This is a genomic window from Mesorhizobium sp. WSM4848 (assembly GCF_055811375.1).
The window spans coordinates 21,254-47,750 of sequence record NZ_JBVVPX010000014.1 but is presented as its reverse complement, the minus strand read 5'-3'; the positions used below and the strand labels follow the sequence as shown (position 1 = coordinate 47,750).

Annotated in this window: 23 protein-coding genes and 2 pseudogenes; 12 read left to right on the top strand and 13 right to left on the bottom strand. The window is 63.7% G+C overall.

Going from position 1 to position 26,497, the window contains the following annotated elements; translation table 11 throughout:
• Positions 1-258 precede the first annotated feature (258 nt).
• Complete coding sequence (locus AC0L16_RS15145; RefSeq protein WP_077379952.1) at positions 259-453, top strand: hypothetical protein; 195 nt, start codon at positions 259-261, stop codon at positions 451-453.
• Between the two features lie 196 nt (positions 454-649).
• Positions 650-2,284, top strand: a complete 1,635-nt coding sequence (locus AC0L16_RS15140; protein WP_473621660.1) for a tetratricopeptide repeat-containing sulfotransferase family protein — start codon at positions 650-652, stop codon at positions 2,282-2,284.
• 12 nt (positions 2,285-2,296) lie between these two features.
• Here the strand turns inward: AC0L16_RS15140 and AC0L16_RS15135 are convergent, their stop codons facing one another.
• From AC0L16_RS15135 to AC0L16_RS15110, 6 genes are all read right to left on the bottom strand, one after another.
• Complete coding sequence (locus tag AC0L16_RS15135) at positions 2,297-2,650, bottom strand: DUF1428 domain-containing protein (protein ID WP_077379948.1); 354 nt, start codon at positions 2,648-2,650, stop codon at positions 2,297-2,299.
• 56 nt (positions 2,651-2,706) lie between these two features.
• Positions 2,707-3,135, bottom strand: coding sequence for a VOC family protein (locus AC0L16_RS15130; RefSeq protein ID WP_473621659.1), 429 nt, complete (start codon positions 3,133-3,135; stop codon positions 2,707-2,709).
• 199 nt (positions 3,136-3,334) lie between these two features.
• A complete protein-coding gene (locus tag AC0L16_RS15125; protein WP_473621657.1) occupies positions 3,335-3,520 on the bottom strand; it encodes a hypothetical protein in 186 nt (61 codons plus the stop codon).
• Between the two features lie 105 nt (positions 3,521-3,625).
• Positions 3,626-5,155, bottom strand: coding sequence for an ABC-F family ATP-binding cassette domain-containing protein (locus AC0L16_RS15120; protein WP_473621656.1), 1,530 nt, complete (start codon positions 5,153-5,155; stop codon positions 3,626-3,628).
• A gap of 295 nt (positions 5,156-5,450) precedes the next feature.
• The gene (gene uvrB, locus AC0L16_RS15115) at positions 5,451-8,558 is read right to left on the bottom strand and encodes an excinuclease ABC subunit UvrB (RefSeq protein WP_473621655.1); all 3,108 of its coding nucleotides are present in this window, start codon (positions 8,556-8,558) and stop codon (positions 5,451-5,453) included.
• Positions 8,559-8,669: 111 nt separating this feature from the next.
• Positions 8,670-9,923: a hypothetical protein gene (locus tag AC0L16_RS15110; RefSeq protein WP_473621654.1), complete on the bottom strand. Its 1,254-nt coding sequence runs from the start codon at positions 9,921-9,923 to the stop codon at positions 8,670-8,672.
• 155 nt (positions 9,924-10,078) lie between these two features.
• Between AC0L16_RS15110 and AC0L16_RS15105 the strand changes: the two genes are divergently transcribed.
• The 3 genes from AC0L16_RS15105 (at position 10,079) to AC0L16_RS15095 (ending at position 13,866) form a co-directional block, all read left to right on the top strand.
• The gene (locus tag AC0L16_RS15105; RefSeq protein WP_473621653.1) at positions 10,079-11,119 is read left to right on the top strand and encodes a CapA family protein; all 1,041 of its coding nucleotides are present in this window, start codon (positions 10,079-10,081) and stop codon (positions 11,117-11,119) included.
• 132 nt (positions 11,120-11,251) lie between these two features.
• Positions 11,252-12,211 (top strand): hypothetical protein, encoded by a 960-nt coding sequence (locus AC0L16_RS15100; protein WP_473621762.1) that lies wholly within the window; start codon positions 11,252-11,254, stop codon positions 12,209-12,211.
• 716 nt (positions 12,212-12,927) lie between these two features.
• Positions 12,928-13,866, top strand: a complete 939-nt coding sequence (locus tag AC0L16_RS15095; RefSeq protein ID WP_473621652.1) for a diacylglycerol/lipid kinase family protein — start codon at positions 12,928-12,930, stop codon at positions 13,864-13,866.
• Between the two features lie 91 nt (positions 13,867-13,957).
• Here AC0L16_RS15095 and AC0L16_RS15090 read toward each other — a convergent pair whose 3' ends face one another.
• The 4 genes from AC0L16_RS15090 to AC0L16_RS15075 all read right to left on the bottom strand — a co-directional run bounded on the left by AC0L16_RS15090 (position 13,958) and on the right by AC0L16_RS15075 (position 18,345).
• Positions 13,958-14,881: an NAD(P)-dependent oxidoreductase gene (locus tag AC0L16_RS15090; protein ID WP_473621651.1), complete on the bottom strand. Its 924-nt coding sequence runs from the start codon at positions 14,879-14,881 to the stop codon at positions 13,958-13,960.
• Positions 14,878-16,089 carry a mandelate racemase/muconate lactonizing enzyme family protein gene (locus tag AC0L16_RS15085; RefSeq protein ID WP_473621649.1) on the bottom strand — a complete coding sequence of 404 codons (1,212 nt, stop codon included), beginning with the start codon at positions 16,087-16,089 and terminating at the stop codon, positions 14,878-14,880. The genes AC0L16_RS15090 and AC0L16_RS15085 overlap by 4 nt, the downstream gene beginning before the upstream one ends.
• Positions 16,086-17,702: a GMC family oxidoreductase gene (locus AC0L16_RS15080; RefSeq protein WP_473621760.1), complete on the bottom strand. Its 1,617-nt coding sequence runs from the start codon at positions 17,700-17,702 to the stop codon at positions 16,086-16,088. The genes AC0L16_RS15085 and AC0L16_RS15080 overlap by 4 nt, the downstream gene beginning before the upstream one ends.
• A 163-nt stretch (positions 17,703-17,865) precedes the next feature.
• Entirely contained in the window at positions 17,866-18,345 is a 480-nt protein-coding gene (locus AC0L16_RS15075) for a GNAT family N-acetyltransferase (protein ID WP_473621648.1), read from the bottom strand.
• A gap of 200 nt (positions 18,346-18,545) precedes the next feature.
• Here AC0L16_RS15075 and AC0L16_RS15070 point away from each other — a divergent pair, with 200 nt between their 5' ends.
• Entirely contained in the window at positions 18,546-18,941 is a 396-nt protein-coding gene (locus AC0L16_RS15070; protein ID WP_473621647.1) for an acyl-CoA thioesterase, read from the top strand.
• A gap of 200 nt (positions 18,942-19,141) precedes the next feature.
• On the opposite strand, the gene AC0L16_RS15065 is transcribed toward AC0L16_RS15070, so the two are convergent.
• Complete coding sequence (locus AC0L16_RS15065; RefSeq protein WP_167366537.1) at positions 19,142-19,510, bottom strand: winged helix-turn-helix transcriptional regulator; 369 nt, start codon at positions 19,508-19,510, stop codon at positions 19,142-19,144.
• A gap of 92 nt (positions 19,511-19,602) precedes the next feature.
• Between AC0L16_RS15065 and AC0L16_RS15060 the strand changes: the two genes are divergently transcribed.
• A complete protein-coding gene (locus AC0L16_RS15060; RefSeq protein ID WP_077379930.1) occupies positions 19,603-20,208 on the top strand; it encodes an NADPH-dependent FMN reductase in 606 nt (201 codons plus the stop codon).
• A gap of 96 nt (positions 20,209-20,304) precedes the next feature.
• On the opposite strand, the gene AC0L16_RS15055 is transcribed toward AC0L16_RS15060, so the two are convergent.
• On the bottom strand, positions 20,305-20,724 hold the full coding sequence (locus AC0L16_RS15055) for a winged helix-turn-helix transcriptional regulator (protein ID WP_473621645.1): 420 nt from the start codon (positions 20,722-20,724) through the stop codon (positions 20,305-20,307).
• 97 nt (positions 20,725-20,821) lie between these two features.
• On the opposite strand from AC0L16_RS15055, the gene AC0L16_RS15050 reads away from it, so the two are divergent.
• Complete coding sequence (locus tag AC0L16_RS15050) at positions 20,822-21,802, top strand: quinone oxidoreductase family protein (protein WP_473621644.1); 981 nt, start codon at positions 20,822-20,824, stop codon at positions 21,800-21,802.
• A gap of 240 nt (positions 21,803-22,042) precedes the next feature.
• On the opposite strand, the gene AC0L16_RS15045 is transcribed toward AC0L16_RS15050, so the two are convergent.
• Positions 22,043-23,605, bottom strand: a complete 1,563-nt coding sequence (locus AC0L16_RS15045) for a D-aminopeptidase (RefSeq protein WP_473621643.1) — start codon at positions 23,603-23,605, stop codon at positions 22,043-22,045.
• Positions 23,606-23,708: 103 nt separating this feature from the next.
• Here AC0L16_RS15045 and AC0L16_RS15040 point away from each other — a divergent pair.
• The 4 genes and pseudogenes from AC0L16_RS15040 to AC0L16_RS15025 form a co-directional block, all read left to right on the top strand.
• A pseudogene (locus AC0L16_RS15040) lies at positions 23,709-23,891 on the top strand (alpha/beta fold hydrolase); the annotation flags it as partial.
• Positions 23,892-23,917: 26 nt separating this feature from the next.
• Positions 23,918-24,856 (top strand): ABC transporter permease, encoded by a 939-nt coding sequence (locus tag AC0L16_RS15035; RefSeq protein ID WP_473621641.1) that lies wholly within the window; start codon positions 23,918-23,920, stop codon positions 24,854-24,856.
• Positions 24,853-25,701 (top strand): ABC transporter permease, encoded by an 849-nt coding sequence (locus AC0L16_RS15030; protein WP_473621640.1) that lies wholly within the window; start codon positions 24,853-24,855, stop codon positions 25,699-25,701. The genes AC0L16_RS15035 and AC0L16_RS15030 overlap by 4 nt, the downstream gene beginning before the upstream one ends.
• Positions 25,698-26,489, top strand: a pseudogene (locus AC0L16_RS15025) (ABC transporter ATP-binding protein); the annotation flags it as partial. The gene AC0L16_RS15030 and the pseudogene AC0L16_RS15025, both read left to right, overlap by 4 nt.
• Positions 26,490-26,497 lie beyond the last annotated feature (8 nt).

The following is a 26,497-nucleotide window of genomic DNA, read 5'->3' as shown; positions in this document are numbered from 1 at the left end:
AATGAGTTTGGCGGGTCGAGAACTTCTGACGCCGCGAGATGCCAAGCTTGGCCCAAAAAACGATCTCAATTCACTAATCCCAAATTGCGGTTTATTCAAGAAGATTCCCGCCTGTCGCCGACCTTGCCGTAAAATTACTTTTCTAGGGCTATTTGGGAAATGGTGATACGATCCGGAAACTTCACAAGAATTGTTTGAAATTGTGCCGGAAAAATTCATCCTGGCATCGATTTTTATTTACATCTGAAAGGAAAAACCATGGTTTCCGTGAAAACACCTGATGGTTCGGCCGTAACAATCAAGCCGATTGTCAAGCAGGTCGCCGGGCCTGCGAAAGTCATGTCGGCACGGCTGACGATACGAAGTGACGAGGCAGCAAGGCGCAAGATCGCCGATACTGACGGCACGCTGCGGCGGGCCAGACAGGTTGCGGAGACCAACCGCCTGATTTGACATGGTCGGGCCATGAACCCTAGGATTTCCGGTAAGCTGGCCTGCGAACCCTTGAACCTGCCGCGCCGATGGCCTAGATCGCGACAGGCGGACAAAACACGGCAGGTTTCCCATCAACAGAGATCCGAGAAGACCGGCAGGCGCGGGCGCCAATTTCAGCTCAGGCGGACAGCCGCCGCTGGGGCTCGACCAGCGCGTGCAGCAGGCACTGCAATTGCATCAGGCGGGGCGCCGGCAGGAAGCCGAGATGCTCTACCGGCAGGTGCTGGTGCAAAAGCCCAATCATGCGGCGGCAGCCCATTTCCTCGGTTTGCTGCTGCATCAGACCGGGCGCAGCGCCGAAGGACTTGATCTGCTCGAACAGTCGGTGCGCCTGCAACCCAAGAATCCAGATTTCCTCAACAATCTCGGCACGGTGATGCGCGACCTCGGCCGTGTCGGTGCAGCCGTCGATTTCTTCCGTGGCGCGGTGGCAATCCGGCCGGACCAACTCGCGGCGCGCGACAATCTCGGCTCCTCGCTGAAGCAACTCGGCCAGTTCGAGGGCGCGGAGGAGATTTATCGCGGCACCATCGGTCGCAACCCGTTCCATGTCCGCGCCCGCATCGGGCTTGCCGAAACGCTGCAGGAGGCTGGGCGGCTCGACGAGGCGCTCGCCGTCTTCCGCGAAGCATTGGCAATTCGGCCGAAGGACGCCGATCTGCTGCACGGTCTCGGCGTCGGGCTGATGGAAAAGGGCAGCCTCGCAGAGGCAGCGGAGCATTTCCGGCAGGCGCTGGCGGTCGATCCCGGCATGGCCAGGGCCTGGCTGATGCTCACCCAGGTCAAGCGCCAGCAGGAGCGCGACGCCGAGCTTGCCGGGATGGAGGCGCAGCACGCCAAGGCGCCGGAAGGCAGCCTGGCGCGTATGCAGCTTTCGTTCGGCCTCGGCAAGGCCAATGACGATCTGAAGGATTATGGCCGTGCCTTCGATTATTTCGCCGAAGGCAATGCCATCCGCCGCACGGGCATCGACTATGATGCGGACAGGACACGCGCCGAATTCGCAACGATGAAGGCGGTGTTCGACAAGGCCTTCTTCGACAAGCACAGACCGAGCGGGATTGCCGACGCCACGCCGATCTTCGTCGTCGGCATGCCGCGCTCCGGCACCACGCTGGTCGAGCAGATCATCGCCAGCCATCCGCAGGTCTATGGCGCGGGCGAGCTCAGCATATTGAAGACAGCGGTGGGAAAACAGTTTCCGCCTGGTATGAAGGGCGGGTTCCCCAGCGGGATCGCCGACATGCCCGACAAAGCCTTTGCCGAGGCAGGCCAGGCCTATCTAGACCTGCTGCACGCCCGCTATCCGGGTTTCCGGCATGTCACCGACAAGATGCCCGGCAATTTCCTTTTGGTCGGCTTCATCCATCTGATGCTGCCCAAGGCCAAGATCATCCATTGCGCGCGAGATGCGGCGGCGACCTGCCTGTCGATCTACAAGGTGCATTTCCGCGGCGACAGCCACCGCTACGGCTACGACCTCGGTGAGCTCGCCGATTTCCACAATCTCTACACCGACATGATGGCGCATTGGCGCACTGTTCTGCCTGGTGTCGTGCATGATGTGCGCTACGAGGATTTCGTCGCCGACCAGGAAGGGCAGACGCGGGCGCTGATCGCCCATCTCGGCCTGCCATGGGACGATGCGGTGCTGTCGTTCCACGAGACCGACCGGCCGGTGCGCACAGCGTCAGCGGCGCAGGTGCGCCAGCCGATGTACCAGGGCTCGGTCGATCTGTGGAAGCGCTATGGCGACCGGCTCAAGCCACTGCTCGACCGGCTGGCGTAATGCGTTGCGGGCCTACAGCTCGACGAAGGGCTGAAAGCCGCCGAAGATCATGCGCTTGCCGTCGAACGGCATCGCCGACCAGTCGGATTTCAAGCGTGGGTCGGCCATCACCTTGGCCATGACCGCATCGCGGCTCTGCCGCGATTCATAGACGGCCCATGAGAAGACGACGACTTCGTCGTCCTTGGCCTGCACGGCGCGCGGGAACGAGGTGACCTCGCCATAGGGCACGTCGTCGCCCAGGCATTCGACAAAGGCGAGCGCGCCATGCTCCTTCCAGACGGCGCCGGCTGTTTCTGCCAGCTCCTTGTAGGCGTCGAGATTTGCCTTGGGCACGGCAAGTACGAAACCATCGACATAGGACATTTTGTTTCTCCTTGTTGGATTTTTCCTTCTCCCACAAGGGGAGAGGGAAGAAGGCGCTAGGCGGCCTTCACGGGCGCGTTCATTGCCCACTCGACACCGAACGGATCGCGCATGTTACCCCAGCGATCACCCCAGAACATCACTTGCAAAGGCATCACTTCCTGGCAACCAGCATCGATGGCGCGCTTCCACCAGGCGTCGATGTCGTCGCTGCCGAGATGCAGCTGCATGGTGAACCCCTGCGGCTTCACCGGGGCCATTCCGTGCTCGGGATAGAAGTCGGAAATCATCAAGGTCGAACCGTTGATGTGGAGATGGATGTGCATCGTCCGGCCCTGCTCGTCCGGTGGATAGAAGAAGACCTGCTCGGCGCCGAAGGCCTTCTTATAGAATTCCGAAGCCTTGAAGGCGCCGTCCAGCTGAAGGTAGGGCGTCAATCCGCCGAGGACTTTCGCTGCAGGCTGGGTTTGGGGCTGGTCGTTCATCTTTTTGCTCCTCTCTGCGTTTGGTTTTGACCTGCGGACCACAGGACGAATGAAGCGGCGGCGATCCTACACGTCAGATGCATTTTTTAATGCCGGGACCAGATGCGCCGGGCCGTCGGCGGTTGGAGTGACCCTGGGCGACGCGCAAGGCTGATGACGGCGCCGCTGCGGCCGGTTGGTCTCTTCAACTTGCCTCGGATCATCTTGCCTCGGACAGAGAGATTGCAATCCGGCGGCTGTTTTGCGCGTCGATGACGATCTCCGGCCAGCCGATGTCCTTGCGCAGTTCGATCGGCAATGAAAGCAGGGCGCGCTCGCTGCGGTAACGGGCGCGAGCCGCCGAGTAACGGGTCGCGATGCGACCAACGGATAACAGAATGGACATGATGCTCTCTCCTCGATTGGCGCCGGCATCACCGTGTCGGCATCCCAAGGACGTGGCGCGCGGCCATGATCCGACAGGACTGGCGAAATTTTTTGGCGCAAAGCTTCAACCGCCCGTTTCTGCCACCGATCGGAAGAAATCCTCCGGGCTGTCGACCTCGGCCAGCCGCCGCTTCTCGATCAGCCAGAAGCGGTTGCCGATCGCCCTGATGAAGGAGCGGTCGTGCGAGGCCAGCACGCAGCTTGCCTGATGAGCGAGCAGTTCCGCTTCCAGCGCCTCCTGGCCATCGATGTCGAGATGATTGGTCGGCTCGTCGAGCAGGTAGAAATTGGGATTGGCGAGCCTGAGCCCCAGCATCATCAGCCGCGCCTTCTGTCCACCCGACAGCACGCCGATCCTGCGCTCCTGCATGTCGATGCCGACGCCTGCACCCGCCAGCAGCGAACGGGCGCGCTGCTCGCCGACATCGAATCTGCGCGAGAGCATCGCCAGGGGCGTGTCGTCGCCACTGATGCCCGACAATGCCTGGTCGCTGTAGCCGAGCACCGTCGACGGCGTCACCTTCACGCCTTGCGCTGCCGTCTCCGGCTCGATGATGGCGTTCCTGATCAGGCTGATCAGCCGCGACTTGCCGACACCGTTGCGGCCGAGCAGCACGATGCGGTCGCCCTGGCAGATGTGGCGCTTGCCGGTCCTGAACAGCAGCGTGACGTCAGGAGTCTCGACCGCCACGTCGTCGAGCGTGATCAGCACCTTGGCATGGGTCCCGCGATTGGCGAGCCTTATCGCGCCCGCCGATCTTTCGCGGTGCGCCGGCGCTGCGACCTCCTCGAGGCGCTGGGCGCGCTGGTCGAGCTGCTTGGTCTTGACCGTCAGCAGGTCGCTGCCCGAATTGATGCCGATATTGTTGAGCTTGGCCGCCTGCCGGCGCAGTTGCTGCGCCACCTTCATGTCACGCTGGAATTTGCGCTCGGTCGAGGCGTCGACTTCGCTCAACGCGTGGCGCGCCCGCGAATAGGGCAACGAAAATACCGGCGACTGTTCGGGGCGCAGGAACAGCGTCCGGTTGGTCGTTGCGTCGAGGAAAGCCCGGTCGTGGCTGGCGATCACCACCGGCACCTCGCGCGACAGTGCGTTCAGCCAGGTTTCGAGCTGGCTGATCTTGGCGAGGTCGAGATGGTTGGTCGGCTCGTCGAGAAGCAGGACGTCGGGATCGGTGACCCAGACGCGGGCGATCAGCGCCAGCCTTTGCCAACCGCCGCTCAAGGCCCGCATCGGCCGCTCGCGCATCGGTTGCGGTACGTCGAGTGAATCGAGAACCACGTCGACGCGCCATTGCTCGCTTTCAGCCTGCTCGGCCGGCAAGGCGTCGGCCACCACCTGCTGAAAGCCGTGCTCGGCCAGCGCCGCAGGAACGGCTTGCTCGACAAAGCCGACGCGCAGGCCGCGCGTGCGGGTGATGTCGCCTGATGTCGGCTCCATCTCGCCGGTCAGGCATTTCAGCAAGGTGGACTTGCCGCGGCCGTTGGCGGCGACGATGCCGAGCCGGTCGCCGGTGCCGATGGTGAGATCGAGGTTGGAAAAGAGCGGCGCACTCATGGTGACGCCGAGGGACTTGAGGCTGATCAGGGCCATGTTGGTTTCTCTGGTCTGCGCGGAGTGAAACTCCGGTTCGATGCACTTTGACGGTGCGCAGGCAGGCCATCAGGCTCGGCGTTGCAGCACCACGAAGGGCAGACCAAGAAAATCGAAGCGGGAGAACCCGGACCGTCCCTGGTCAGCCCTGCAAGCAAGCTCGCAGGGCAGGGACAGGGCCGCGCTGACGGTGGTGGGAAAATAACACGCAGCCCTCCTTTCAAGACGTTTGGGTTGTAGTGAGACTGGCTACACCAGGGGAGGGGCGGATGGCAAGTGGGCGTGTAAAAGTGAGCTAAGCGCTGAAGTTGCCAATCTCCCCCACTTGGGGGGAGATCGGCTGTGGCTTGGTCGGCACTTTTCCCTCAATCGGCTTTTCGGTCCGGCGCACCGTCATCTCATCCAGCGAGTTCTTCTTGAACAGCGGCTTGGTTGGCTCGCCGGGGATGCCGAAATCGGGGCCGTGCGCCTCTTCGGCCGACTGTTTCTTGAACAGCGAGCGCGACACCGCACCGGCGGGAGTCGGCATATCGGTGCCCGGGCCCATGGCGTCGAGCGAGGGTTTTGCGAAGAGCAGCTTCTTGACCGGCACGGCGCCGTCGGCGCCCATCTCGTCGAGCGCGGGCTTGCGGAACAGACCCTTGCCGTCTTCGTCGACCGTGCGGTGGATGGCGCGGCCCTTGTTGTGCTTGCCCTTTTCGCGGCCCGAAACCGGGCTTTCCATGTCGGCATATTTGGCAAGCGGATCGTCGGAGATGGACAACTCCATCTCGCGCAGCCGCTTGATCTCGTCGCGGATGCGGGCCGCCTTCTCGAAATCGAGATTGGCGGCTGTGTCGCGCATCTGCTTGTCCATCGCGTCGAGATGGGCTTTAAGATTGTTGCCCATCATCGCGCCGGCGCTGTCGGTGAACTGCGAGATGTCGGCGCGGACGTGGTCCTTCTCGTAGACCGAGTCGAGGATGTCGGAGATGCGCGACTTGACCGATTCCGGGGTGATGCCGTTGGCCGCGTTCCACTCCATCTGCTTTTCGCGACGGCGGTTGGTCTCGGCCATCGCCCGCTCCATCGAGCCGGTGATCTGGTCGGCGTAGAGGATGACCTTGCCGTCGACATTGCGGGCGGCGCGGCCGATGGTCTGGATCAGCGAGGTTTCGGAGCGCAGAAAACCCTCCTTGTCGGCATCGAGAATGGCGACGAAGCCGCATTCGGGAATGTCGAGGCCTTCGCGCAAAAGGTTGATGCCGACCAGCACGTCGAAGGCGCCGAGGCGCAGGTCGCGCAGGATCTCGATGCGCTCCAGCGTGTCGATGTCGGAGTGCATGTAGCGGACGCGAATGCCCTGCTCGTGCAGATATTCGGTCAGGTCCTCGGCCATGCGCTTGGTCAGCACTGTGACCAGCGTGCGGTAGCCGGCCTTGGTGGTTTCGCGGATTTCGCCGACGACGTCGTCGACCTGGGTCTTGGCCGGACGCACCTCGACCGGCGGATCGATCAGGCCGGTCGGGCGGATGACCTGCTCGGCAAAGACGCCGCCGGACTGCTCCATCTCCCAAGCGCCGGGCGTCGCCGAAACCGCGACCGAAAGCGGGCGCATCGCGTCCCATTCCTCGAAACGCAGCGGCCGGTTGTCCATGCAGGACGGCAGACGGAAACCGTACTCGGCCAGCGTCGCCTTGCGGCGAAAGTCGCCGCGATACATGCCGCCGATCTGCGGCACGGTAACGTGGCTTTCGTCGATGAAGACCAGCGCATTGTCGGGGATGTACTCGAACAGGGTCGGCGGCGGATCGCCCGGCTGGCGGCCGGTGAGATAGCGCGAATAGTTCTCGATGCCGGCGCAGGAGCCGGTGGCTTCCAGCATCTCGAGGTCGAATCGGCAGCGCTGCTCCAGCCGCTGCGCCTCGAGCAGGCGTCCTGCCCGTTCGAGTTCGACCAGCCGCTGCTTGAGCTCTTCCTTGATCGACTTGATGGCCTGATTCAATGTCGGGCGTGGCGTCACATAGTGCGAATTGGCGTAGATCTTGACGCTCTTCAATTCGCCGGTCTTCTGGCCGGTCAGCGGGTCGAACTCGGTGATCGCCTCGATCTCGTCGCCGAACAGCGAAATGCGCCAGGCGCGGTCCTCAAGGTGAGCCGGAAAAATCTCGATCGTGTCGCCGCGGACGCGGAACGAGCCGCGGACGAAGTTGATGTCCTGCCGCTTGTACTGCTGGGCGACGAGATCGGCGAGCAGCGCGCGCTGGTCGAGCCGGTCGCCGATCTGCATCTGGAAGGTCATCGCCGTGTAGGTCTCGACCGAGCCGATACCGTAGATGCAGGACACCGAGGCGACGATGATGACATCGTCGCGCTCCAGCAGCGAGCGCGTCGCCGAATGACGCATGCGATCGATCTGCTCGTTGATCGATGATTCCTTCTCGATGAAGGTATCCGTCCGGGGCACATAGGCTTCCGGCTGGTAGTAGTCGTAATAGGAGACGAAATACTCGACGGCGTTTTCCGGGAAGAATTTCTTGAATTCGGAATAAAGCTGGGCGGCCAGCGTCTTGTTGGGGGCGAGGATCAAGGCAGGGCGCTGCGTCTCCTCGATCACCTTGGCCATGGTGAAGGTTTTTCCCGAGCCGGTGACGCCGAGCAGCACCTGGGTGCGGTCGCTGTCGTTGACGCCTTCGACCAAATCCTTGATCGCCGTCGGCTGGTCGCCGGCCGGCTCGAAATCCGACACCATCTTGATGGCGATGCCGCCTTCGGATTTTTCGGGCCGGGCCGGGCGATGCGGCGTCCACAGCACGCCGTCCTTGTGCAGCGGGTTGCCGGATTCGATCAGCGCCGACAGCGCCGCAACGGTGGCGGTGACGCCGCCGGAGGCCATGGTCTCGGCTTCCTCCAGCGAAACATCGAGGCCGGCGACCGGATTGAGGCCGGCCGCGGTTCGCTCCCGCGCCGAAGCCGCGCCACCCATCGAAGTGCCGCGTGCCGTGCGGCCGGGGGAGGAGGAGCGTTCGGGGATTTTTTTCGCCTTGGCGCCTTCCCTCCCCCTTGAAGGGAGGGTGGCGGCGGAGCCGCCGGGTGGGGTCGGTGCGGCAGCGCTCGGCGTGCCCTTATGTTGAGCGCTTCCTTTGCCGATCCCCTCTGTCGCCTTAGGCGACATCTCCCCCTCAAGGGGGGAGATTTGGCGCCCTTCCTTTTCGGCCTCCTGCTCGATCTGCTCGGCCCAATCGACGATCGAGCCGGTCACCGGCGTGCCTGACAATTCAGCCTGCGGCGCCTCGGCAAAACCGCGCTTGTGCAGCGGCTCCGACGCATCGAGGAAATCGGTCAGCGGGCTGCGCCGCTTGGGCGGCGAAGCGCGATCGTCACGCGCCGGCGGCGGCGTTTTTTTGTCAGGAAGTTTGGCCATGCCCCAAATATGGGAGGTATCGGCCAAAATGGAAAGAGCGGAGTGGCGCGCGGTGCGAGACGAAACCAGGCTCCTGACACAAGGGTGTCAAGAGCGATGTTGAACGCGCCATCAGTTGAACCACAGCGCAAAGGTCAAAAACCCGGCGCCGCCGAACTGGCGCCGGATCTGATCGAACTCTTCGCTGGTGAGGATCTTTCCGCTCTCGAGATAGGGCGCGATGGCCGGGCCGGTGATCGACAGCACCAGATCGAAGGGCTTTGGCTCGTCGAAAAAGCGCTTCATGTTGATGCCTTTGTCGGCGAAGCGGAAATGCGACAGCAGGATGCGGCCTTCGAGCAGGTCCTCGGCCATATCAAGCGCGGCGTGCCAGGCCTGGACCTGCTCCTCGCCGACCTCCAGGCCGGTGAGCGGGCTGGCGCCTTTCTGTTGCGGGCCGGGCAGCCATTCACGGTCGTTGTCGGTCTCGGCGCGGATCGCCTTCCAGTCTTCGCGGGACAGCCGGATCATCTCCATGAGATGGCGACGCGCCGCCTGCCGGCGCTCCGGTTCGACCACCGGCCAGTTGACCAGATGCACCAGCGAGATGAAATCGGCGATGCGCCATTCGGACGACAACATGCCGCCGCTCATGCCGCCGTCCAGCGGCACGAGCGTGTCCTGCAGCGGCAGTTTGGCGCGCGGAAACAACATGTGGAACGAGCCGTCGAAGGCGTTGCTGAAGTCATGCGCCAGCCAGAAATCCGCCTGCGCCATCAGGAATTCGGCATAGCCCTGCAGCCAATAGCCGTCAGCGCGGTCGAAGCGGAAGGTGAGGGCGGGTGCGGCCGGGTCTGGCGCACCGCCGCCGCGTGACAGCCACGCCATGATCGCGGCGGCACTTTCGTCCGGCGCGATCTGGCCGTCCTCGTTGAGATCGATGCCGAGGCGGGTGAGGTCGACCTCGATGCCGATGTCGGCATCAGCAGGCACGGATCCAAGCGTGGCGGCGGACTTTTCCAGACGATCGCGGAAGGCGATCAGGATGGCGCGGAAGCCGTCGTAGGTCAGCGGCGCGGGATTGGGATTGTCCGGCACCGGCAGCCGCATCAGCGGCAGTATGAAGGATTGCGGGCTTTCGAAACCGTGGCGGTGCAGGCCGCCGGCCAGCATCTCCAGCGCGGTGAAGAATTGGCCGGCGCCGGCGGCGTAGGCCGACGCAGGATCAGTGGGCGCAGCGGCTTCCAGCGCGGTAAGCGTGCTGTCGCGGTCGGCTACGGTTTTTGCCTCGAACAGGGCGGCCGGTTCGCGGGCCGCGGCACCGGCGGAAGCAACCGGCAGCAGCAGAAGAAGGGCGGATGCCAGCAGGCTCGGAAATCGCGTCATCTTTGTCCTCCGGTATGCCGTTCGGCGGCAACCATATACGCATCTTGTGTGTTGCGCCTACTGCGGGGCATCTGGCCGCACGATTGCGAACGGAGGCGCTTCGCTATATCGGGCGCATCGTCTACCGTGGCCGTTCATCCCGGTGCAGGCTGCGCGTGTCGAATTATCCGCTTTCCTACAAATTGTCCTGGCTGCCACGCTTCTTGAAGCCGTCGCTCAGCGGCGATCGACAAGGCTTTGCGCCGGCGGCAGGAATCATGATCGAGCCGCCACCGGCGCGGACGGTGCGGCTCGCCTTTGTCGGCGATATCTCGGCGGTGGCCAATCGCAGCGCGCCGCAATGCGACCCGGCGATCGCCACGCTGCTCGCCTCCGCCGATCTGGTGGTCGGCAATTGCGAAAGCCCGGTGGTGGAGCGGCCGAGCGCGGCGATGGGCACGAAGCTTGGCACCCATCATGCCATGACCGAGCGGTTCCTTGCCGAGGCGTTGGCCGCCGTCGGCATCTCGCGCGATAAACTGGTGCTGTCGCTCGCCAACAACCATGTGCTCGACCAAGGCGTCGAGGGCTTCGACGAGACCGTGGCAGCGCTAGAACGGCTTGGCATCCGCAACATCGGTACCGCAGCCGCCGGTCCGGTCGAATGCCTCGCAGTCGGGCCGCTGACAATAGGCTTTGCCGCTTTCACGCTGTGGCGCAACGCCGGCGCGGCGGTGTTCGCCGGCCGTGTGTCGATGCAGGGCGAGCCGGCACGATGGCCGTGCCGCGACGCCGTCGACCTTACCTGCGCCGTGCCACATTGGGATTGGGAATTCCGGCATTTTCCACAGGCTGAAACTCGGACATTGGCACGCCATTTGGCCGCGCAAGGCGCCGGGCTGATCGCTGGCCATCATGCCCATGTCGTGCAGCCGGTGGAGCGGATCGGCAAGGCGCTGGTCGCCTATGGGCTCGGCGATTTTCTTGGCACCGCCTTTGCGCGCCAGCCATGGCCCGGCCGCATCGGGGCCATCCTGACCGTCGATATCAGCGCTGACGGGGGCACGCGTGGCGCCGTTGCCGCCTATCGGCTGCATCCCTTCATGCGGCTGCGCGCCGGCGACCATGAGCGGCTGGTTCCGGTTGAGGCGCTGGAGGGCGCATTGAGGCAAAACGTTACGGACCGTTTCGTGGCGGTTTTTGGTAACCGGAATTGATGGCCACAGTTGACTGGCGGCTCGGATAAATCGTGTGGGCTCACCACCACCCCAACGCTGTGGTCGCGCGACTTTCCGCAAAATCGGCTATTGTCCGAGCTGGGTGTTCGGTCTCTCGACGGTGGGATGGCGATGGAAGCAGCGGATTTCTTGCCTGATGAAGCTGACATCGCCGGCATCAAGAGCAATCTCGCGGCCTACGAGGCCGAAAGGGCTTCGGCCTACCGGCAAGTCCGCTGGCGGGTGCCGCTGTTCATCGGACTGGTGCTGTTGTTCGTGGCACTCGTCGCCTGGCTTTTCAACAGGATCGCCGATCCATACGAGCGATGGTTCTCGACACCGCATGTGTTGCTCTATGTCGTCGGGTTGGTGGCGGCGATCCTGCTCTATTTCCAGGCGACCAAGCCGACGAGCAGGTTGCAGCACCGCAAGACACTGCTGCCGATCATCTTCGGTTTTATCAGGGATATGCGCTACCAGCATGAGGTGACGCCGAATTCGTTCGACCGGCTGCCGCGCGAGACGATCGGCACGTTCAACACCAAACGCTTCGACGACATCGTCTCCGGCCGCTACGAGGGATTTCCGTTCGAGCTTTACGAAGCCGATCTCCGGCAAGGCACGGGCGGCACGATAGCATTCAAGGGGATCGTCGTCGCCTTCGAGACTATGGTGCCGTTCCCCGGCATATTGGTGGCGGCGCGCCGGACTGACATGGCCGTCGGGTTCTTCCGCGGCATGTTCGCCAGCAAGATGCAGGAATTGTCATGCGGGGTGCCCGAACTCGATGCTGCCTACGACTTCCGCAGCGACAACATCGAGGCGGCGCAGCCGCTGGTGAGCGGCAGGCTGGCGCAGGCACTGACATGGCTCAAGGAGACATGGCCTGATGATCCGGCGCGGGTCGCGCTCAATGGCAGCGACGGCTTTTTACTCCTGCCGCAGACGAGGAATTTCTTCGAGCTGCCTGATATCTCGGTGCCCCTCGACTACGCCAAGCATGTCGCGCCTATCATCGCCGACATCGGGGCGATGCTGGCGACGGCGGCGCTGGTGCGCAAGATCGGCGCAAAGGACGCGGCGGCGGGTTAGCCCGAACGTGAGGTCTGCTGCCAGTTTCTGAACCAACACCAGGAAGCTTCCCTCCGGGCGAACCGCGTGAGACAGGCGGTCAAATCGCGAGAGCAGCCCAAAAAACAGTCGGCGCCGGGATTGCTCCCAGCGCCTCCCTGTCAGATCAGGACACGGCCGCGGCAGCAACTTCCGTAAAGACGTCGCGCCGTGCCGGCCTTGATGTTAACGGTCCTGCCAGTCACCGCCCGAGCGCAGCGTCCGTTCGGGACCTCGCCAGTCTCCACCCTTGCAAGCTTCGTCCAGCGCGCCATCGAAGGCTTTTGCCGTCCTTCATGGCAGCATCGGTCCGCCGTAGGCGTTCGCACGCTTTCCGCGGCCCCGTAGGTCTCGGTCCTCAAAACAGGCAAGCCTGCCTTCGTTCGGGGCCGTACGGGCCTCAGGAAATCCGCCGTTTCGCTTCGCCTTTCGACTTGGCAATCGGTAGCCGCCTGAGATGGGTTTAATGTACGCCGAGTAAGGGTTTGGCGAAACGGCTGCGAGCCTGTGGATAGCGGGATTATCGGGGACCAAGGCCTGCATTGGCGCGTTTATTTTGCCGGGATGCGGGGCGGGACACGCCCATCCTGCGGCGAGCTGCAGGATTCTGCCCTTGCCCCACACTGCGGCGCGGGCTTCAATGCCGGCGAAGGATTTTAGGACAGCAGTGTCGTTGCTGACCTTTGGGGAGGGCTATCTTGAAGGTCGGGGTGGTTCTCAATCCGATTGCCGGCGGCGGCTGGCTCAAGCGGCATTGGCCCGAGGTCAGCGCTTCGCTCAGGAAACATTTCGGCGATTTCGAGATGCGCGAGACGCAGGCGACCGGCGACGCCGAACGGCTGGCGCTGGTCCTTGCGGCAAGCGGCTTCGACCTGGTGATCGCGGCGGGCGGCGACGGCACCGCCAGCGAAGTCGCCGACGGGCTGCTGCAGGCGTTTGCGGAAAGCGGCCGGACGGCCGAGCTCGGCCTGCTGCCTTGCGGCGCCGGCATCGATTTCGCCCGCGGGCTCGGTCTTTCGGACGAGGTCGACTTGACGCTGAAGCGCATCGCCGAGGCCAAGGCCCGTAAGGTCGATGCCGGCCGCATCTCCTATGTCGACGACCATGGCGCCCTGGCCAGCCGCCATTTCATCAACATCGCCAGCCTCGGTCTGTCGGGCGCCACCGACCGCGCGGTCAACGCCGACAAGCGCAAGGGCAATGTGTCGGCCAAGGCGCTGTTCTACTGGCGCACCGTGTGGGAATTCATGCGCTACCGGTTCCAGGACGTCGTGATCACCGTCGACGATGGCGTCCCGGTCGAGGCGCGTGTCGCGCTGGTGGCGGTGGCCAACGGAAAGTTCTTCGGCGCCGGCATGATGATCGCGCCAGATGCCGAACTGGACGACGGTCAGTTCGACATCGTCATCCTGCGCGCGGCTGGCAAGCTGAAGCTGATCTGGGACATCCGTCTGCTCTACGGCGGCCGGCATCGCAACCATCCGGCGATCACCATTTTGCGCGGCAAGAAAGTGGTTGTCGAACCATTGGGCGATGTGCAGAAGAACGGCGCGCTGGTCGACGTAGACGGTGAATCGCCAGGGCGCATACCGGCGACCTTCGAGATCCTGCCGAGCGCGCTTACGCTGAGGTATTGAATCAACGCGCTGAGAGACTGATTCGGGTCGTTACGGGCGTGATTTCGGCGATCCAGTCAATGTACTGAAATCGCGTGACAATTACTTGATGTCAGACGTCGAGCTTGGCGGGGAAACCAGGCGCACGAAGGTCGGTCCCGACCGCATCTTCCAGAAGCTTGACGATCATGGTCGACCAGGCGCTGCCGCCGTAGGTGTCCCTGCCTTGTTCGAATATGGCGTTGACGCGCGAGGCAAGCTCGAGCGGCGCGCCGAATTTCTCGGCCATGCCCAGTGCGAAGCCCAGGTCCTTCAATGCGAGGTCCATGGTGAAACCGATGTCGTAGGAGCCGTTCAGCACCAGCTGGCTCTCGGTCTCGTGGACGAAGCTGTTGCCGGACGAGGCTGATATGGCGTGGTAGGACTGGGCAAGATCCAGCCCGCCCTTCCTGGCCAGCATGAGCGCTTCGCCGGCGGCGATAAGATGGATGAAGGCCAGCATGTTGGTGATGACCTTGATCACCGCCGCCGAACCGATCGGCCCCATCAGGAAAGACCTTGCGCACATCGCCTCGATGGCCGGACGGTGGCGCTTATAGAGTGCCGGATCACCGCCGACCAGTGCGGTGATCTTGCCGACGGCCGCCAGATGCACGCCGCCAGTAACTGGACATTCGAGCGTCTCGACGCCGCATGCCGAAGCCATGGATGCAAGGCGCACTATCTCGTCTTGGCCATTGGTCGACATCTCGATCCAGCTTCCGCCCTTGCGCAGGCCTTCGAGCAATCCGCCGGGACCGGCCAGCACGGCCTCGCTGATATCAGGCGACGGCAGGCATGTGATGGCGTTGCCGGCCAGGGCGGCTGCCTCGGCTGGGCTCTTTGCGGCGGTCGCGCCGAGCGTCAAGAGGCGCTCGACAGCCGCGGGATCGCGGTCGAAGACGGTGATGGTGAACCCATTGCGGATCAGGCTGGCGGCGAGGTGACCGCCGAGATGGCCAAGGCCGATGAAGGCGTAACGCTCGCGCGCGCTCACGGCGTCAACGGCGTCTGCATCATCTGCAAATGCAGCTCCGTGCCGGTCCAGGGATGCGCTTCGCAGACGGCTTCGTCGAGCTCGACGCCAAGGCCCGGTTCCTTCGACGGAATGACGTTGCCGTCCTGCCACTCGATCTTCTTCTTCAGCAGCTTCTCGTGAAAACCGTCCCACTGCTTTAGCGACTCCAGGATGAGGAAGTTGGGCAAGGTCACGGCAAGCTGGATGTTGGCCGCGCCGACGATCGGCCCGCAATAGCAGTGCGGGGCGATCTGGATGTGATAGGCCTCGGCCATCGCGGCGATCTTCTTGGTTTCGAGAATGCCGCCGGAGCGGCCAAGGTCGGGCTGCAGAATGGTCGCGGCGCGGTTCTCGATGACACGGGCAAACTCGAACTTGGTCGTCAGCCGTTCGCCCGTGGCGATCGGGATCGACGTGCCGCGCGCCACCTGCGCCATCACTTCGGGCATGTCGGGCGGCACCGGCTCCTCGAACCACAGCGGGTCGTAAGGTTCGATGGCGCGGGCCATGCGCAGCGCGCCCGATGCGGTGAACTGGCCATGCGTGCCGAACAGGATGTCGGCCCTTGTGCCGACCGCCGCGCGGATCGCCTTGATCATGCGGGCGGAGAGATCGATGTCGACGAGGCGCGGCTGGTGGCCGTCAAAGGCGGTGTAGGGGCCGGCCGGATCGAGCTTGACGGCACTAAAACCCTGCTCGACATATTCGAGCGCGCATTCGGCCGCCAGGTCGGGGTCGTTGTAGACGTTGTTGCCGCGGGCATCTTCCGAATGGACGCTGCCGCTGTGCGGATAGAGGTATGTATAGGAACGAAGCGTTTCGTTCACCTGCCCGCCGAGCAGCTTGTAGACCGGCTTGCCGGCCTCCTTGCCGATGACGTCCCAGCAGGCGATTTCGAGCGCCGAAAAACAGCCCATGCCGGACACGTCAGGGCGCTGGGTGAAGCCCGACGAATAGGCGCGGCGGAAGAAGTTTTCGATGTCGTGCGGATCGCGGCCGATGAGATAGCGCTCGGCCATGTCCTCGACCATCCTCGCGGTGACATCAGCCGAGAAGGTGGCATTGTAGGCCTCGCCATAGCCGACGACGCCGCCGTCGGTGGTGAGCTTGACGAAGATGAAATACTTGCCGCCGATGCCGGGCGGCGGATTGCCGACAACCCAGGTTTTTACGTCGGTGATTTTCATTTTTGATCCTCCAGAACCAGTTCGGCGCCCTTCCATCCGGTCATGATCGAGGCGGCGTTGGTGTTGCCGGCGATGTTATCGGGAAAGATCGAGGCGTCGATGACCCGCAAGCCTTCGAGGCCGTGAGCTCGCAGGCGCGGATCGACGACGGCGCGGGCAGCGTCCGGCCCCATGCGGCAGGTCGAGACCGGGTGGTAGACGGTGCCCGAACGTTTCCTGAAATCCTGCATCAGATCCGCGTCGGAGGTGATCGACGGGCCCGGCAACACCTCTTCCTCGATGATCTCGGCCATCGCCGGCATGGCGGCTATCTTCCTGACGAATTTCACCGCCGCCAGCATCTCGGCGACATCAGCCTCGGTCGAAAAGGCGTTGGCGATGATCCTCGGATAATCGCGCGGATTGGCGGAGCGGATCATGATCTCGCCACGGCTCGACGGGCGGCAATTGGACAGACCGATGGAAAAGCCCGGCCACGGGTCGGGCGTTAGAATCGGGCGCTCGCCGCTCTTCGGAATGACGGTCGAGAATGCCTGGAAATAAAGCTGCATGTTGGGCCGTGCCGCTGCCGGGTCGGTGCGGAAGAAGCCACCGGCATTGTTCATCGACAGCGACAGCGGGCCGGAGCGCAAGAGGACATATTGCATGCCGACCATGAGCTTGCCCCACCACGGGCGTAGAATCTGGTTGAGCGTCGGCAGCCTGCCCCTGAAGGTGTAGTTGATGCCGACATGGTCCTGCAGGTTTGCCCCGACATTCTCGTTGGCGTGGACGACGGCAATGCCGAGCGCGCCGAGCAGGGCCGACGGGCCGACCCCGGAAAGCTGCAGCAATTGCGGCGAGTTGATCGAGCCGCCCGACAGGATGACCTCGCGGCCGGCGCGGGTGGTTTTCGTCTCACCATTTTGGAGATACTCGATGCCGACGGCGCGCTTGCCCTCGAACAGGATCCTGGTCGCCAGCGCGTTGATCTCGACGCGGAGGTTTTTGCGCTTCATCGCCGGGCGCAGGAAGGCGCGGGCGGCCGACATGCGGCGGCCGTTTTTGGTGGTGATCTGATAGATGCCGGCGCCTTCCTGGGAGGCGCCGTTGAAATCCGGGTTGAACGGCAGGCCGGCCTGACTGGCGGCCGCCAGATAGCGTTTTGTGAGCGGATGGACCAAGGTCGAGCAGTCGGTGATATGCAGCGGGCCGCCAACGCCGCGCCATTGGTCGGCGCCGGCCTGATTGTCCTCGAGCGCCTTGAAGACGGGCAGCAGGTCATCGAAGCCCCAGCCGGGATTGCCGGCCGCCGCCCAAGCGTCGAAATCCTCGCGCGCGCCCCTGATCCAGACCATGGCGTTGATCGAGCTCGAGCCGCCGAGCAGCCTGCCGCGCGGCCAGTGGTCGACATTGCCGGCGAGGCCGGGCTCCGGCTCGGTCTTGTAGTTCCAGTTGACCGCAGGGTCGAAGAAGGTCTTGCCGTAGCCGAGCGGCATCTGGACGTAGAAACGCCGGTCGCTGCCGCCGGCCTCGAGCACCAGAACCGAGAAGCGGCCCGAGGCCGAAAGTCTTTCGGCCACGACCGAGCCGGCCGAGCCGGAGCCAACGATGATGAAATCATAGGTCTGCATGATGGCTGCGGTCGGCTCCGAAATTTCGCTCAACCTAGACGCCGCAAGCCGCCGCGATCACCGGTGCTTCCGGCATCGCCTGTGAAAAAAGCGACCGGTACCTTCGTTTGCATTTGGTGCCCTGCCCGAAGCGGCCTTTGCCTCACGGATAAGCGTCGGAGCATCATACGCCATCATCAGCATTTTGCTTGAAATCATAACGCATGATCGGGCGGGCTGGCACCCTGCGAGCGACGACCCTGAACCTGGCGCGAGCGAAGGTGGAGGCGTATCCACTGCCGGATGCGCTCGGCGATACGTCGGCATCAAAAGGATAGGCCTCAAGTGCAGGGGCGTTAGCCCGCCTTGCAGCTTCCAGCGCCGCTGCGATCAGGTGAGATGTGATGCCTTGCCGGCGGTATTTTTTTCGTACGTAGAGGCAGGACAAGGACCAGACCGGCACGTCATCCACTCGCTTCAACTGCCACAGCCGATCGAGCCAGGGCACGGCATCGCGGGGCATCACCTGGCACCAGCCGACAGCAGTACCGCCGTCGAAAGCGAGTACGCCTGGAGGCGGACCATGCTCGATGGCTTGCCGGAACGCAGCCTTGTTTTCCTCGCCTGGTCGCTTTCGATAAGAACTGCCGATACGCCCGTACATACACCAACAGCGACTGCAGACGGCGCTCTCACCGAACAGTTCCTCGAGCGCGGGCCATAGATCTGATGTCAGAGGCGAGAGCTAAGTTTCATGTCTGCCTTTCTCAACGCACTGTGCGCAGTCTAGCACCTGGCTGTGCGCGTTGACGCATCGGTGCCATCCCGATACGGGAGAAGATCGATATCGAGGGGATTTGTCGCATGGTGCATTACGCGGACGGGCGGCCGATTGGCGATCTGACGCTGAGGACCTTGGCCATGCCTTCGGACGCCAATGCGGCGGGCGACATTTTTGGCGGCTGGGTGATGGCGCAGATGGACCTGGCCTGCGGTATCCGCGCCGCCGAGCGCGCCAAGGGCCGCGTGGTGACGGCAGCGGTGAAGGAAATGTCGTTCGCCAAGGCGATGAAGATCGGCGACACGCTGTGCATCTATACGCATGTCGAGCGCGTCGGCCGCACCTCGATGACGCTCAAGGTCGAGGCATGGGCGCAGCGCTACCTCTCCGACCTGATGGAAAAGGTCACCCACGCCGACTTCGTCATGGTGGCGCTGGACGGCGAAGGCAAGCCGAAGGCGGTTCCGGCGGAGGCCTGAGTTAACCTTCTCCCCTTGTGGGAGAAGGTGGATTGGCGCGCAGCGCCAAGACGGTTGAGGGGTGTTGGAAGGATCGTCGTTGGTGCCAAGCTGGAACACCCCTCATCCGACCTCGCTTCGCGAGGTCACCTTCTCCCACAAGGGGAGAAGGACGGCGAGACAAACGGCTCGCTGCCGCAAAGCCTTGCAGCGCAAGAGTTTCAGGCATGGATCTCATCGAACTTTTCGCGCGCGGCCTTGACCCGCTCGGTGTTCTTGCGCGCCCATTCGCCAAGCGCGCCGACCGGCACAAGCAACTCGTAGCCAAGGTCGGTCAGCTCATAATCGACGCGAGGCGGAATTGTCGGAAACACGGTGCGGGTGACGAAGCCGTCGCGCTCCAGCCCGCGCAATGTGGTGGTCAGCATCTTCTGCGAAATGCCGCCGACGGCGCTGCGCAATTCGTTGAAGCGCAGCGGCCCGTCACCGAGCTTGCCGACGACGAGTACGGTCCATTTGTCGCCGACGCGCTGCAGGATTTCCGAGATGGCGCGGCAGTCCTCGGTGCGGTGCGGGTGCCTTGGTATCAAAAAGGTGCCTCCTTGCGCCTCGTCGGCACAGTCACTCATATAGCTCAGGTATCTAAACGATACCAGAAATTCGCCTGAAGGAGAGCCCCTCTATGTCCAAACCCAAAATCGCCATTGTCGTCGGATCGACCCGCGCCGCACGCTTCGCCGACGTTCCGACCCAGTGGATCGCCAAGATCGCCAGGTCGCATGCCGACATCGACGTGGAAGTGGTCGATCTGCGCGACTTCCCGCTGCCGTTCTTCGACGAGGTCGCCTCGTCCGCCTGGGCGCCGTCGCAGAATGAAGTGGCAAAGCGCTGGCAGAAGAAGGTCGCCGAGTTCGATGGCTTCATCTTCACAGCCGCCGAATACAACCATGGCCCGACCGCCGTGCTGAAGAACGCGATCGACTACGCCGCCAATGAATGGAACAAGAAGCCGGCCGGCTTCGTCGGCTATGGCAGCGTCGGCGGCGCGCGTGCCGTCGAGCAGCTCAGATTGCATGCGGTCGAGCTGCAGATGGCGCCGGTCAAGTCCGCCGTCCATATCGCCTGGGGCGATTTCCTTGCCGTCCGGCAAGGTGAAAAGAAGCTCGAGGAGCTCGAGCACCTGAACCAGGCGGCGACCGCGCTGGTCAACGACGTTGCATGGTGGGCCAAAGTGCTGAAGGCGGCGCGCCAGGCCGACGCGGTGGCCGAGGAAGTCAAGGCGGCCTGAACCGCAGACCAGAACAATCCTCCCAAAGATTCATACCTAGAAGGATTCCGGGGGCGGCGCTTGCGTCGCCCTTTTGGTTCAGGCGATGGCTGGTATTCAGGCGATGGCTGGCGGGCGCGCCTGCCGAGGCCTGATGATACAGTCGGCGAGGCGGTCCATCTCGTTCAGCTCATCCGCATGGTGCTGGCCCCACTCACAGAGCGCCAGAAGGATAGGCTCGAGGCTGAGGCCGAGGCGCGTCGCCGAATATTCGACGCGTGAGGGAATCTCGGCAAAGATCTCGCGTCTGGCAAGGCCGTGTTCCTCCATTTCGCGAAGCTGCTGGATCAGCACTTTCTGGGTGATATCAGGCACCAGCGTCTTCAGCGCCGACAGCCGCCGGGGGCCGTCGAAGAGATGATAGAGAATGACAGCCTTCCATCGGCCCGAGATCACTTTCAGCGCGCGTTCCGCCGGCAGCAGAGGCAGTCTCTTGAGCAGCCTTTTGGTCGGCCCCCTTTTGGTCGGCATTGTCATGGTCACCTCCTGGTCAGCAGGGGACAAATGAGTGTGTAGTCGCGATCAGGCAGATAGTGGCAAACAGCAGCCGATGCCATAGCGATGGGTGCATGCCATGAGAGCCATTCAGCTGAACCGTTTCGGCGGTCCCGAGGTCCTGGACGTCGTCGAGATGCCGAAGCCAGAGCCGCAAGCAGGCGAGGTGCTGATCCGCGTTCATGCGGCCGGCGTGAATTTCTTCGAAGTGTTGATGCGCGGGGATCGCTACGCGGTGACGCCGGACTTGCCTGTCATCCTCGGCGTCGAGGCTGCCGGCACAGTAGAGGCGCTTGGTCAAGGCGTGGACACCTCGCTGACCGGGAGACGCGTGGCGGCGCCGCTGTTCGCTTCGAAGCGCCCGTTTGGCGGCTATGCCGACTATGTGACGATCGACGCATCGCTGGCCGTGCCTTTGCCCGACGCGCTCTCATTCGAAGACGCGACGGCGTTGATGGTGCAGGGACTGACGGCTTTTCATCTGCTGCGGCAAAGCCCGCCAGCCGGCAAATCGGTGCTGGTCACTGCAGCCGCGGGCGGTGTCGGCTCGTTGCTTGTCCAACTTGCCAAACGCCAGGGCGCCAGCACCGTGATCGCGGCCGCCGGCAGCAGGGCCAAGCTCGATCTTGCCCTGTCGCTTGGCGCCGATGCCGCGGTCGACTACAGCGCGTCGGATTGGCCGATGCGTGTGCGGGAGGCGGCTGGCGGCGCCGGCGTCGATGTCGTCTACGACATTGTCGGCGGCTCGATGACTGCGGCATCGCTGCAAGCTCTCGCGCCTTGCGGAGAGCTGGTCTTTGCGGCGCTGGGCAGATACGCGATCGGCGCCTCGGACCTGGAAGCGGTGATTACCCGAAACCAGTCCCTGCGAGGTTTTGCCCTGCTTCCGCTGCTCTCTGCCGATGGCCTCAGGGCCAGCCTGTCGGAGCTTTTCGAGCTGGCCGCCAGCGGCCAGCTTGCCGTGACGCAAGGCGGCCGCTACCCGCTCGACCAGGCCAACGAAGCGCACCGCTCGCTGGAGGAGCGCCGCTCGACCGGCAAGGTCGTGCTGATTCCTTGAGTGGTGGTCGATTAACTGCGCACTGGCCGATCGTGGAACCTGTCCGCTTTGCGCCACCTCCCGGTCGTAGAAGTCAGCCTCCGTCTCCGACCCCGGGAAGTGCTGAGTACGCTCGAATGTTCAGCTTCCTGAATGCATTCCGCCGCCCGGATGGGTCGTTGCTTCGCGGACGGTCCGATCATCCATGCCGCTTGCGCGACGACAATCGGTCGGATCTTTCAGAACGCGATTAAGCGGCCTTCAGTGGACTTTCGCGTAGGCGATGTTCCTGGCCAGCCAGCAGCCAACGACGAGGCCGCGAATGCCTTCTGCAGAGTCCTGTACGATCTGGATGGTCCAGTCGCCTGGCGCGGGAGCGTCCATCGAACGCTGGCAAGACAGGACGAAGACATCCCGCCCTACCGGGTAGATCGTGTGCATGGGGCCGCGACCCAACAGGCCTTCGAAGCGGCCAAACAGCGCGGTGCCGGCCCTGTCGATCTCCAGCCAAGCGTCCAGTTCGCTGGAGAAGTATTTTCCTTCAAGCCCTGGGCTGGCCTCCCCAGTGACGCGGACCGCACGAGCGCTGAGATTTTCACCTGCGCGGTTCAACCGGACGGCGTCGCCATCACGCGTCAGCGTCATCGAGGGCGCCTCGGCACTGTTCTTGGAGTTGAGACGCAGTCGGTCGGACGCGGTGGCATAGTGTGCATCGAGCATGGCGCCATCCGTCTTTACACTGAGCAGAAGGCCGTTCGTCTTGTCCAGATAGTGGCCGTTCCAGGTCGGATCGGCTGGGTGGTCGGAAGCCGGGATCTCATCATGACCAAGGACCGCGCGGAGCACCATGCGCGCCGCCCCATGGGCATCGGCCTCATGGTTGAACAGGACGACCACCGACAACCGCTTCGACGCCGCATGCATGCGCTGCAGGCGGAAGCCGCGCAAGGCACCCCCGTGCCCCGTCACGGCGACGCCGTCCACCGTCTCGTGCGCAAGGCCATTGCCATAGAGCGCAGGTGCGCCGTCGCTGAACGTCTGCGGCAGCGACAAACGCCGATAGAGGCCGTCATCCTCGTCGCGGGTGTCATCGATATGGCGCTCCCACGCCAGCATGTCGTCCAGCGAAGCCGAGATGCCGGCATCGCCGGTCCAGAAGATGCGATTCGTGGCGGGAAAGAAGCCGACCTGGTCGGTGCCTTCGTAGCCAATCACGCCATCCACAGGCTTGCTGGTGTCGGCAGTCAGAAGCGCGGTTTCCATGCCCGCAGGTCCAAACAACCGGTCGGCGTAAAGCTCAGCCAGCGAACGGCCCGCGAAATCTTCCAGCAGGTCGGACAGGATGCGGAAATTGCTGTTGGAATAGGAATAGCTGCTGCGGGGCTCGAAGTGGGTGGTACGCATGCGGGCGAGAAGCGGCTTGGCGTCGTCGCGGCCGAAGACGCCTTCGGGCTGCGCGCCATGCACGACGGTCAGCGCCCAGTAGTCCCGCAGGCCCGATTGCATGTTGCAGAAGTCCGCCACACGCGGCAACCGGCCCTCGAGGCGCGGCAGGAACTCCTCCACACGGTCGTCGAAGCGAGCAGGGTCGCCCACAAGATCCAGAAGCACGCCGCACGTGAACTGCTTGCTGATCGAGCAGATCGGCAGCCGGGTGGCGGTCGTCATTGCTTGGCCGCTCGCCAGGTCGGCATATCCCCATGCCTGCCGGGCCAGCACCTCGCCGTCGGCCACGACGCCCACGACGCCGCCCGGACCCTTGAACCTTTCAGGCAGGGCGTCGAGCGACCGCTTCAGGGATGAAAGATGGACCTTGCTCGCCACCGCGGGACTCCCGATGCTGTTGCCTGAGACGGAGCGTATAGTCGATACCGGGCGCCGGAAGTCAATTTCTCATCTTGGCGACCGTCGCGTAGTCGCTAGCGGCCCGGGGCTCATCGTCAATGGCGAGGAGTTGACACCCGCCTGCGCTTTGCGCATGAAAACTGCCATGCCCAAAGCGGAAGTGAGCATCATGCGCAATTCCAGCCACATGCCCTTCTATGAGAACCCTGAGGACTACTACCGCGTGCTGATCGACTTCCTGTCGCGTCACGGGGCGAAGACATGAAGCACTGAACATTGGAACGGTGAGACATGCATCGGTACAAGTTTGTCCTCTATCGCCCGATCCAGCTTGTTCCGGTCCTGTTCGGCGTCAGCGTCGTTACCTTTGTCCTGGTCCGGCTCATTCCTGGCGACCCCGCCCGCGTTCTGCTCGGCGCCCGCGCCACCCCCGAAGCGATCGCCCGCATCCGCGCGCAGTACGGCCTCGATGAGCCCATGCTCGCCCAGTATTTCTACTTCCTGCGCAACCTCGCGGACGGCGAGATGGGGCGCTCGATCCTCTACAAGATCGATGTGCTGAAGCTGATCACCACGCGCATCGAGCCCACTATGACGCTGGTGCTTTGCAGCGTTGTGCTGTCGGTATTGATCGCCGTGCCAGTGGCGGCGATCGCGGCGCGCAATCAGGGCAGGCTGGCCGACCAAGTAATCCGCATCGTTTCCACCTTCGGCATCGGCTTCCCGCCCTTCTGGCTCGGCCTGATGCTGATCATCCTGTTCAGCGTCGAACTCGCCATTCTCCCGGTGTCCGGTTACGGCAACACGCTTTCTGAAAAGCTTGCACATCTCGTGCTGCCGAGCCTCACTGTCTCGCTGTCGCTGTCGACCGTTCTGGCGCGCAGCTTGCGTGCGGCGATGGTCGAAGGCTTGAAGTCCGACGTGGCCACTGCCGCGCGCGCGCGCGGCATGCCGGAGAGCATCGTGTTCTGGCGCCACGTGCTGCCAAATTCGTTGGTGCCGACCGTCAACCTTCTCGCCGTAAACATAGGTTGGCTGCTAGGCGGCACCGTCGTGGTGGAGACCGTTTTCGCGCTGCCCGGCATGGGCCAGCTGCTGGTGCGCGCCATCTTCTCGCGCGACTACATGGTCGTGCAGGGCGTGGCGATGGTCTTCGCCTGCGCCACCGTGCTGATCAACTTCCTGGCTGACATCGTCACGGTGGCTCTCGATCCGAGGGTGAAGCTGTGAGCGACCCCTTGGCCGCGCCCGCGCTCGGCAGGCAGGGCCGCTTTCGCCGCCGCGGTACGCTGGCGGCCGGCGTCTTCCTGCTTGGGGCGTTCGTCGTCCTCGCGCTCGGCGCGCCGCTGATCGCGCCCTACGATCCGATCGCCCAGGATGCGACAGCACGGCTCCAGGGGCCGTCCTGGCTGCACCCGTTCGGGACCGACAATTTCGGCCGCGACATCCTCTCGCGCGTCATCTGGGGCACGCGCATCGACCTCAAGATCGCCGTCATCGGCGTTGTCTTTCCCTTTCTCATCGGCACCACGCTGGGCACGGTAGCCGGGTTCTTCGGCGGGATAGTCGACGCCATCTTCATGCGGCTGGTCGACGTCATCTTGGCCTTCCCGTTCCTGGTATTGATGCTGTCGATCATTGCGATCCTCGGGCCTGGCCTGGCCAGTTTTTACATCGCCATGGCCCTCGTCGGCTGGGTTTCCTACGCGCGGCTCATCCGCGCCCAGATGCTCGTGCTCAAGAACCACGACTACGCGGTTGCGGCGGTCAGCCTCGGCTTCAGCCGCATGCGCATCATGTTCCGTCACCTCCTGCCCAATGCCGCTGCCGGCTCGGTCGTCTTCGCGATGTCCGACGCGGTCCTCGTCCTGCTGAGTGGCGCGGCCATTAGCTATCTCGGGCTGGGCGTGCAGCCGCCAGTCGCTGAGTGGGGCGTGATGGTGGCGGAAGGCCAAGCCTTCGTCACCACCGCCTGGTGGATTACACTGTTCCCGGGGCTTGCGATCGTGACGCTCGCCTTCGCCTTCAGCATGATCGGCGACGGGCTGGCCGATTTGTTCGGGCTTCACGAGTGATCGCGGCGCTGCTCAAGGTCACCGACCTGACGGTCGTCCATGACGGTGACGGCGGGGAGCGTACCCTGCTTGATGCCGTGTCGCTCGATCTCGCCCCGGGAGAAGTGCTCGGGCTGGTCGGCGAGAGCGGGTCGGGCAAGAGCCTGCTCTGCCGCTCACTTGTTAGGCTGCTGCCATCGAGCAGGCTCAGGATCAGCGGTGGCTCGATCACACTTTCCGGGCGTGAGCTGACGACCGCGCCGGAAGCCGAGATGCTCGCGGTGCGCGGCGGTGAAATCGGCATGATCTTTCAGAATCCGAGCAGCCATCTCGACCCGGTCATGAGGATCGGCGACCAGATCACCGAGGGCATCCGCTTTCACCAGCGGCTGGACCCCAAGGCGGCGCGCGCCGCGGCGGTGGATATCCTCGCCCAGGTCGGGTTTCCGGATCCGGATCGGCAATACGATAGCTACCCGCACGAATTCTCCGGCGGCATGCGCCAGCGCGCCATGATCGGCGCGGCGCTATCGAGCAATCCCAGGATCCTAATCGCCGACGAGCCGACGACGGCACTCGACGTGACGATACAGGCTCAGATCCTGCGGCTTCTGATGGACATCCGCGCCAGGCGCGGACTCTCGGTGATCCTGGTCACCCACGATCTCGGCATCGTCGCCCAAGTCTGCGACCGCATCGCGGTGATGTGGCAAGGTCGACTGGTGGAGATTGGAGAGAAGCGCGGTCTGCTTGCGGCGCCGGCGCATGCCTACACCCGTTCGCTGATCGCCAGTCATCCCTCGCTGCCGGAGGAGGA

Coding starts and splice junctions, on each gene's coding strand:
- AC0L16_RS15145 (WP_077379952.1), top strand. CDS start 259: ATGGTTTCCGTGAAAACACCTGATGGTTCGGCCGTAACAATCAAGCCG.
- AC0L16_RS15135 (WP_077379948.1), bottom strand. CDS start 2,650: ATGTCCTATGTCGATGGTTTCGTACTTGCCGTGCCCAAGGCAAATCTC.
- AC0L16_RS15130 (WP_473621659.1), bottom strand. CDS start 3,135: ATGAACGACCAGCCCCAAACCCAGCCTGCAGCGAAAGTCCTCGGCGGA.
- AC0L16_RS15125 (WP_473621657.1), bottom strand. CDS start 3,520: ATGTCCATTCTGTTATCCGTTGGTCGCATCGCGACCCGTTACTCGGCG.
- AC0L16_RS15120 (WP_473621656.1), bottom strand. CDS start 5,155: ATGGCCCTGATCAGCCTCAAGTCCCTCGGCGTCACCATGAGTGCGCCG.
- uvrB (WP_473621655.1), bottom strand. CDS start 8,558: ATGGCCAAACTTCCTGACAAAAAAACGCCGCCGCCGGCGCGTGACGAT.
- AC0L16_RS15110 (WP_473621654.1), bottom strand. CDS start 9,923: ATGACGCGATTTCCGAGCCTGCTGGCATCCGCCCTTCTTCTGCTGCTG.
- AC0L16_RS15100 (WP_473621762.1), top strand. CDS start 11,252: ATGGAAGCAGCGGATTTCTTGCCTGATGAAGCTGACATCGCCGGCATC.
- AC0L16_RS15085 (WP_473621649.1), bottom strand. CDS start 16,089: ATGAAAATCACCGACGTAAAAACCTGGGTTGTCGGCAATCCGCCGCCC.
- AC0L16_RS15080 (WP_473621760.1), bottom strand. CDS start 17,702: ATGCAGACCTATGATTTCATCATCGTTGGCTCCGGCTCGGCCGGCTCG.
- AC0L16_RS15075 (WP_473621648.1), bottom strand. CDS start 18,345: ATGTACGGGCGTATCGGCAGTTCTTATCGAAAGCGACCAGGCGAGGAA.
- AC0L16_RS15070 (WP_473621647.1), top strand. CDS start 18,546: ATGGTGCATTACGCGGACGGGCGGCCGATTGGCGATCTGACGCTGAGG.
- AC0L16_RS15060 (WP_077379930.1), top strand. CDS start 19,603: ATGTCCAAACCCAAAATCGCCATTGTCGTCGGATCGACCCGCGCCGCA.
- AC0L16_RS15055 (WP_473621645.1), bottom strand. CDS start 20,724: ATGACAATGCCGACCAAAAGGGGGCCGACCAAAAGGCTGCTCAAGAGA.
- AC0L16_RS15050 (WP_473621644.1), top strand. CDS start 20,822: ATGAGAGCCATTCAGCTGAACCGTTTCGGCGGTCCCGAGGTCCTGGAC.
- AC0L16_RS15035 (WP_473621641.1), top strand. CDS start 23,918: ATGCATCGGTACAAGTTTGTCCTCTATCGCCCGATCCAGCTTGTTCCG.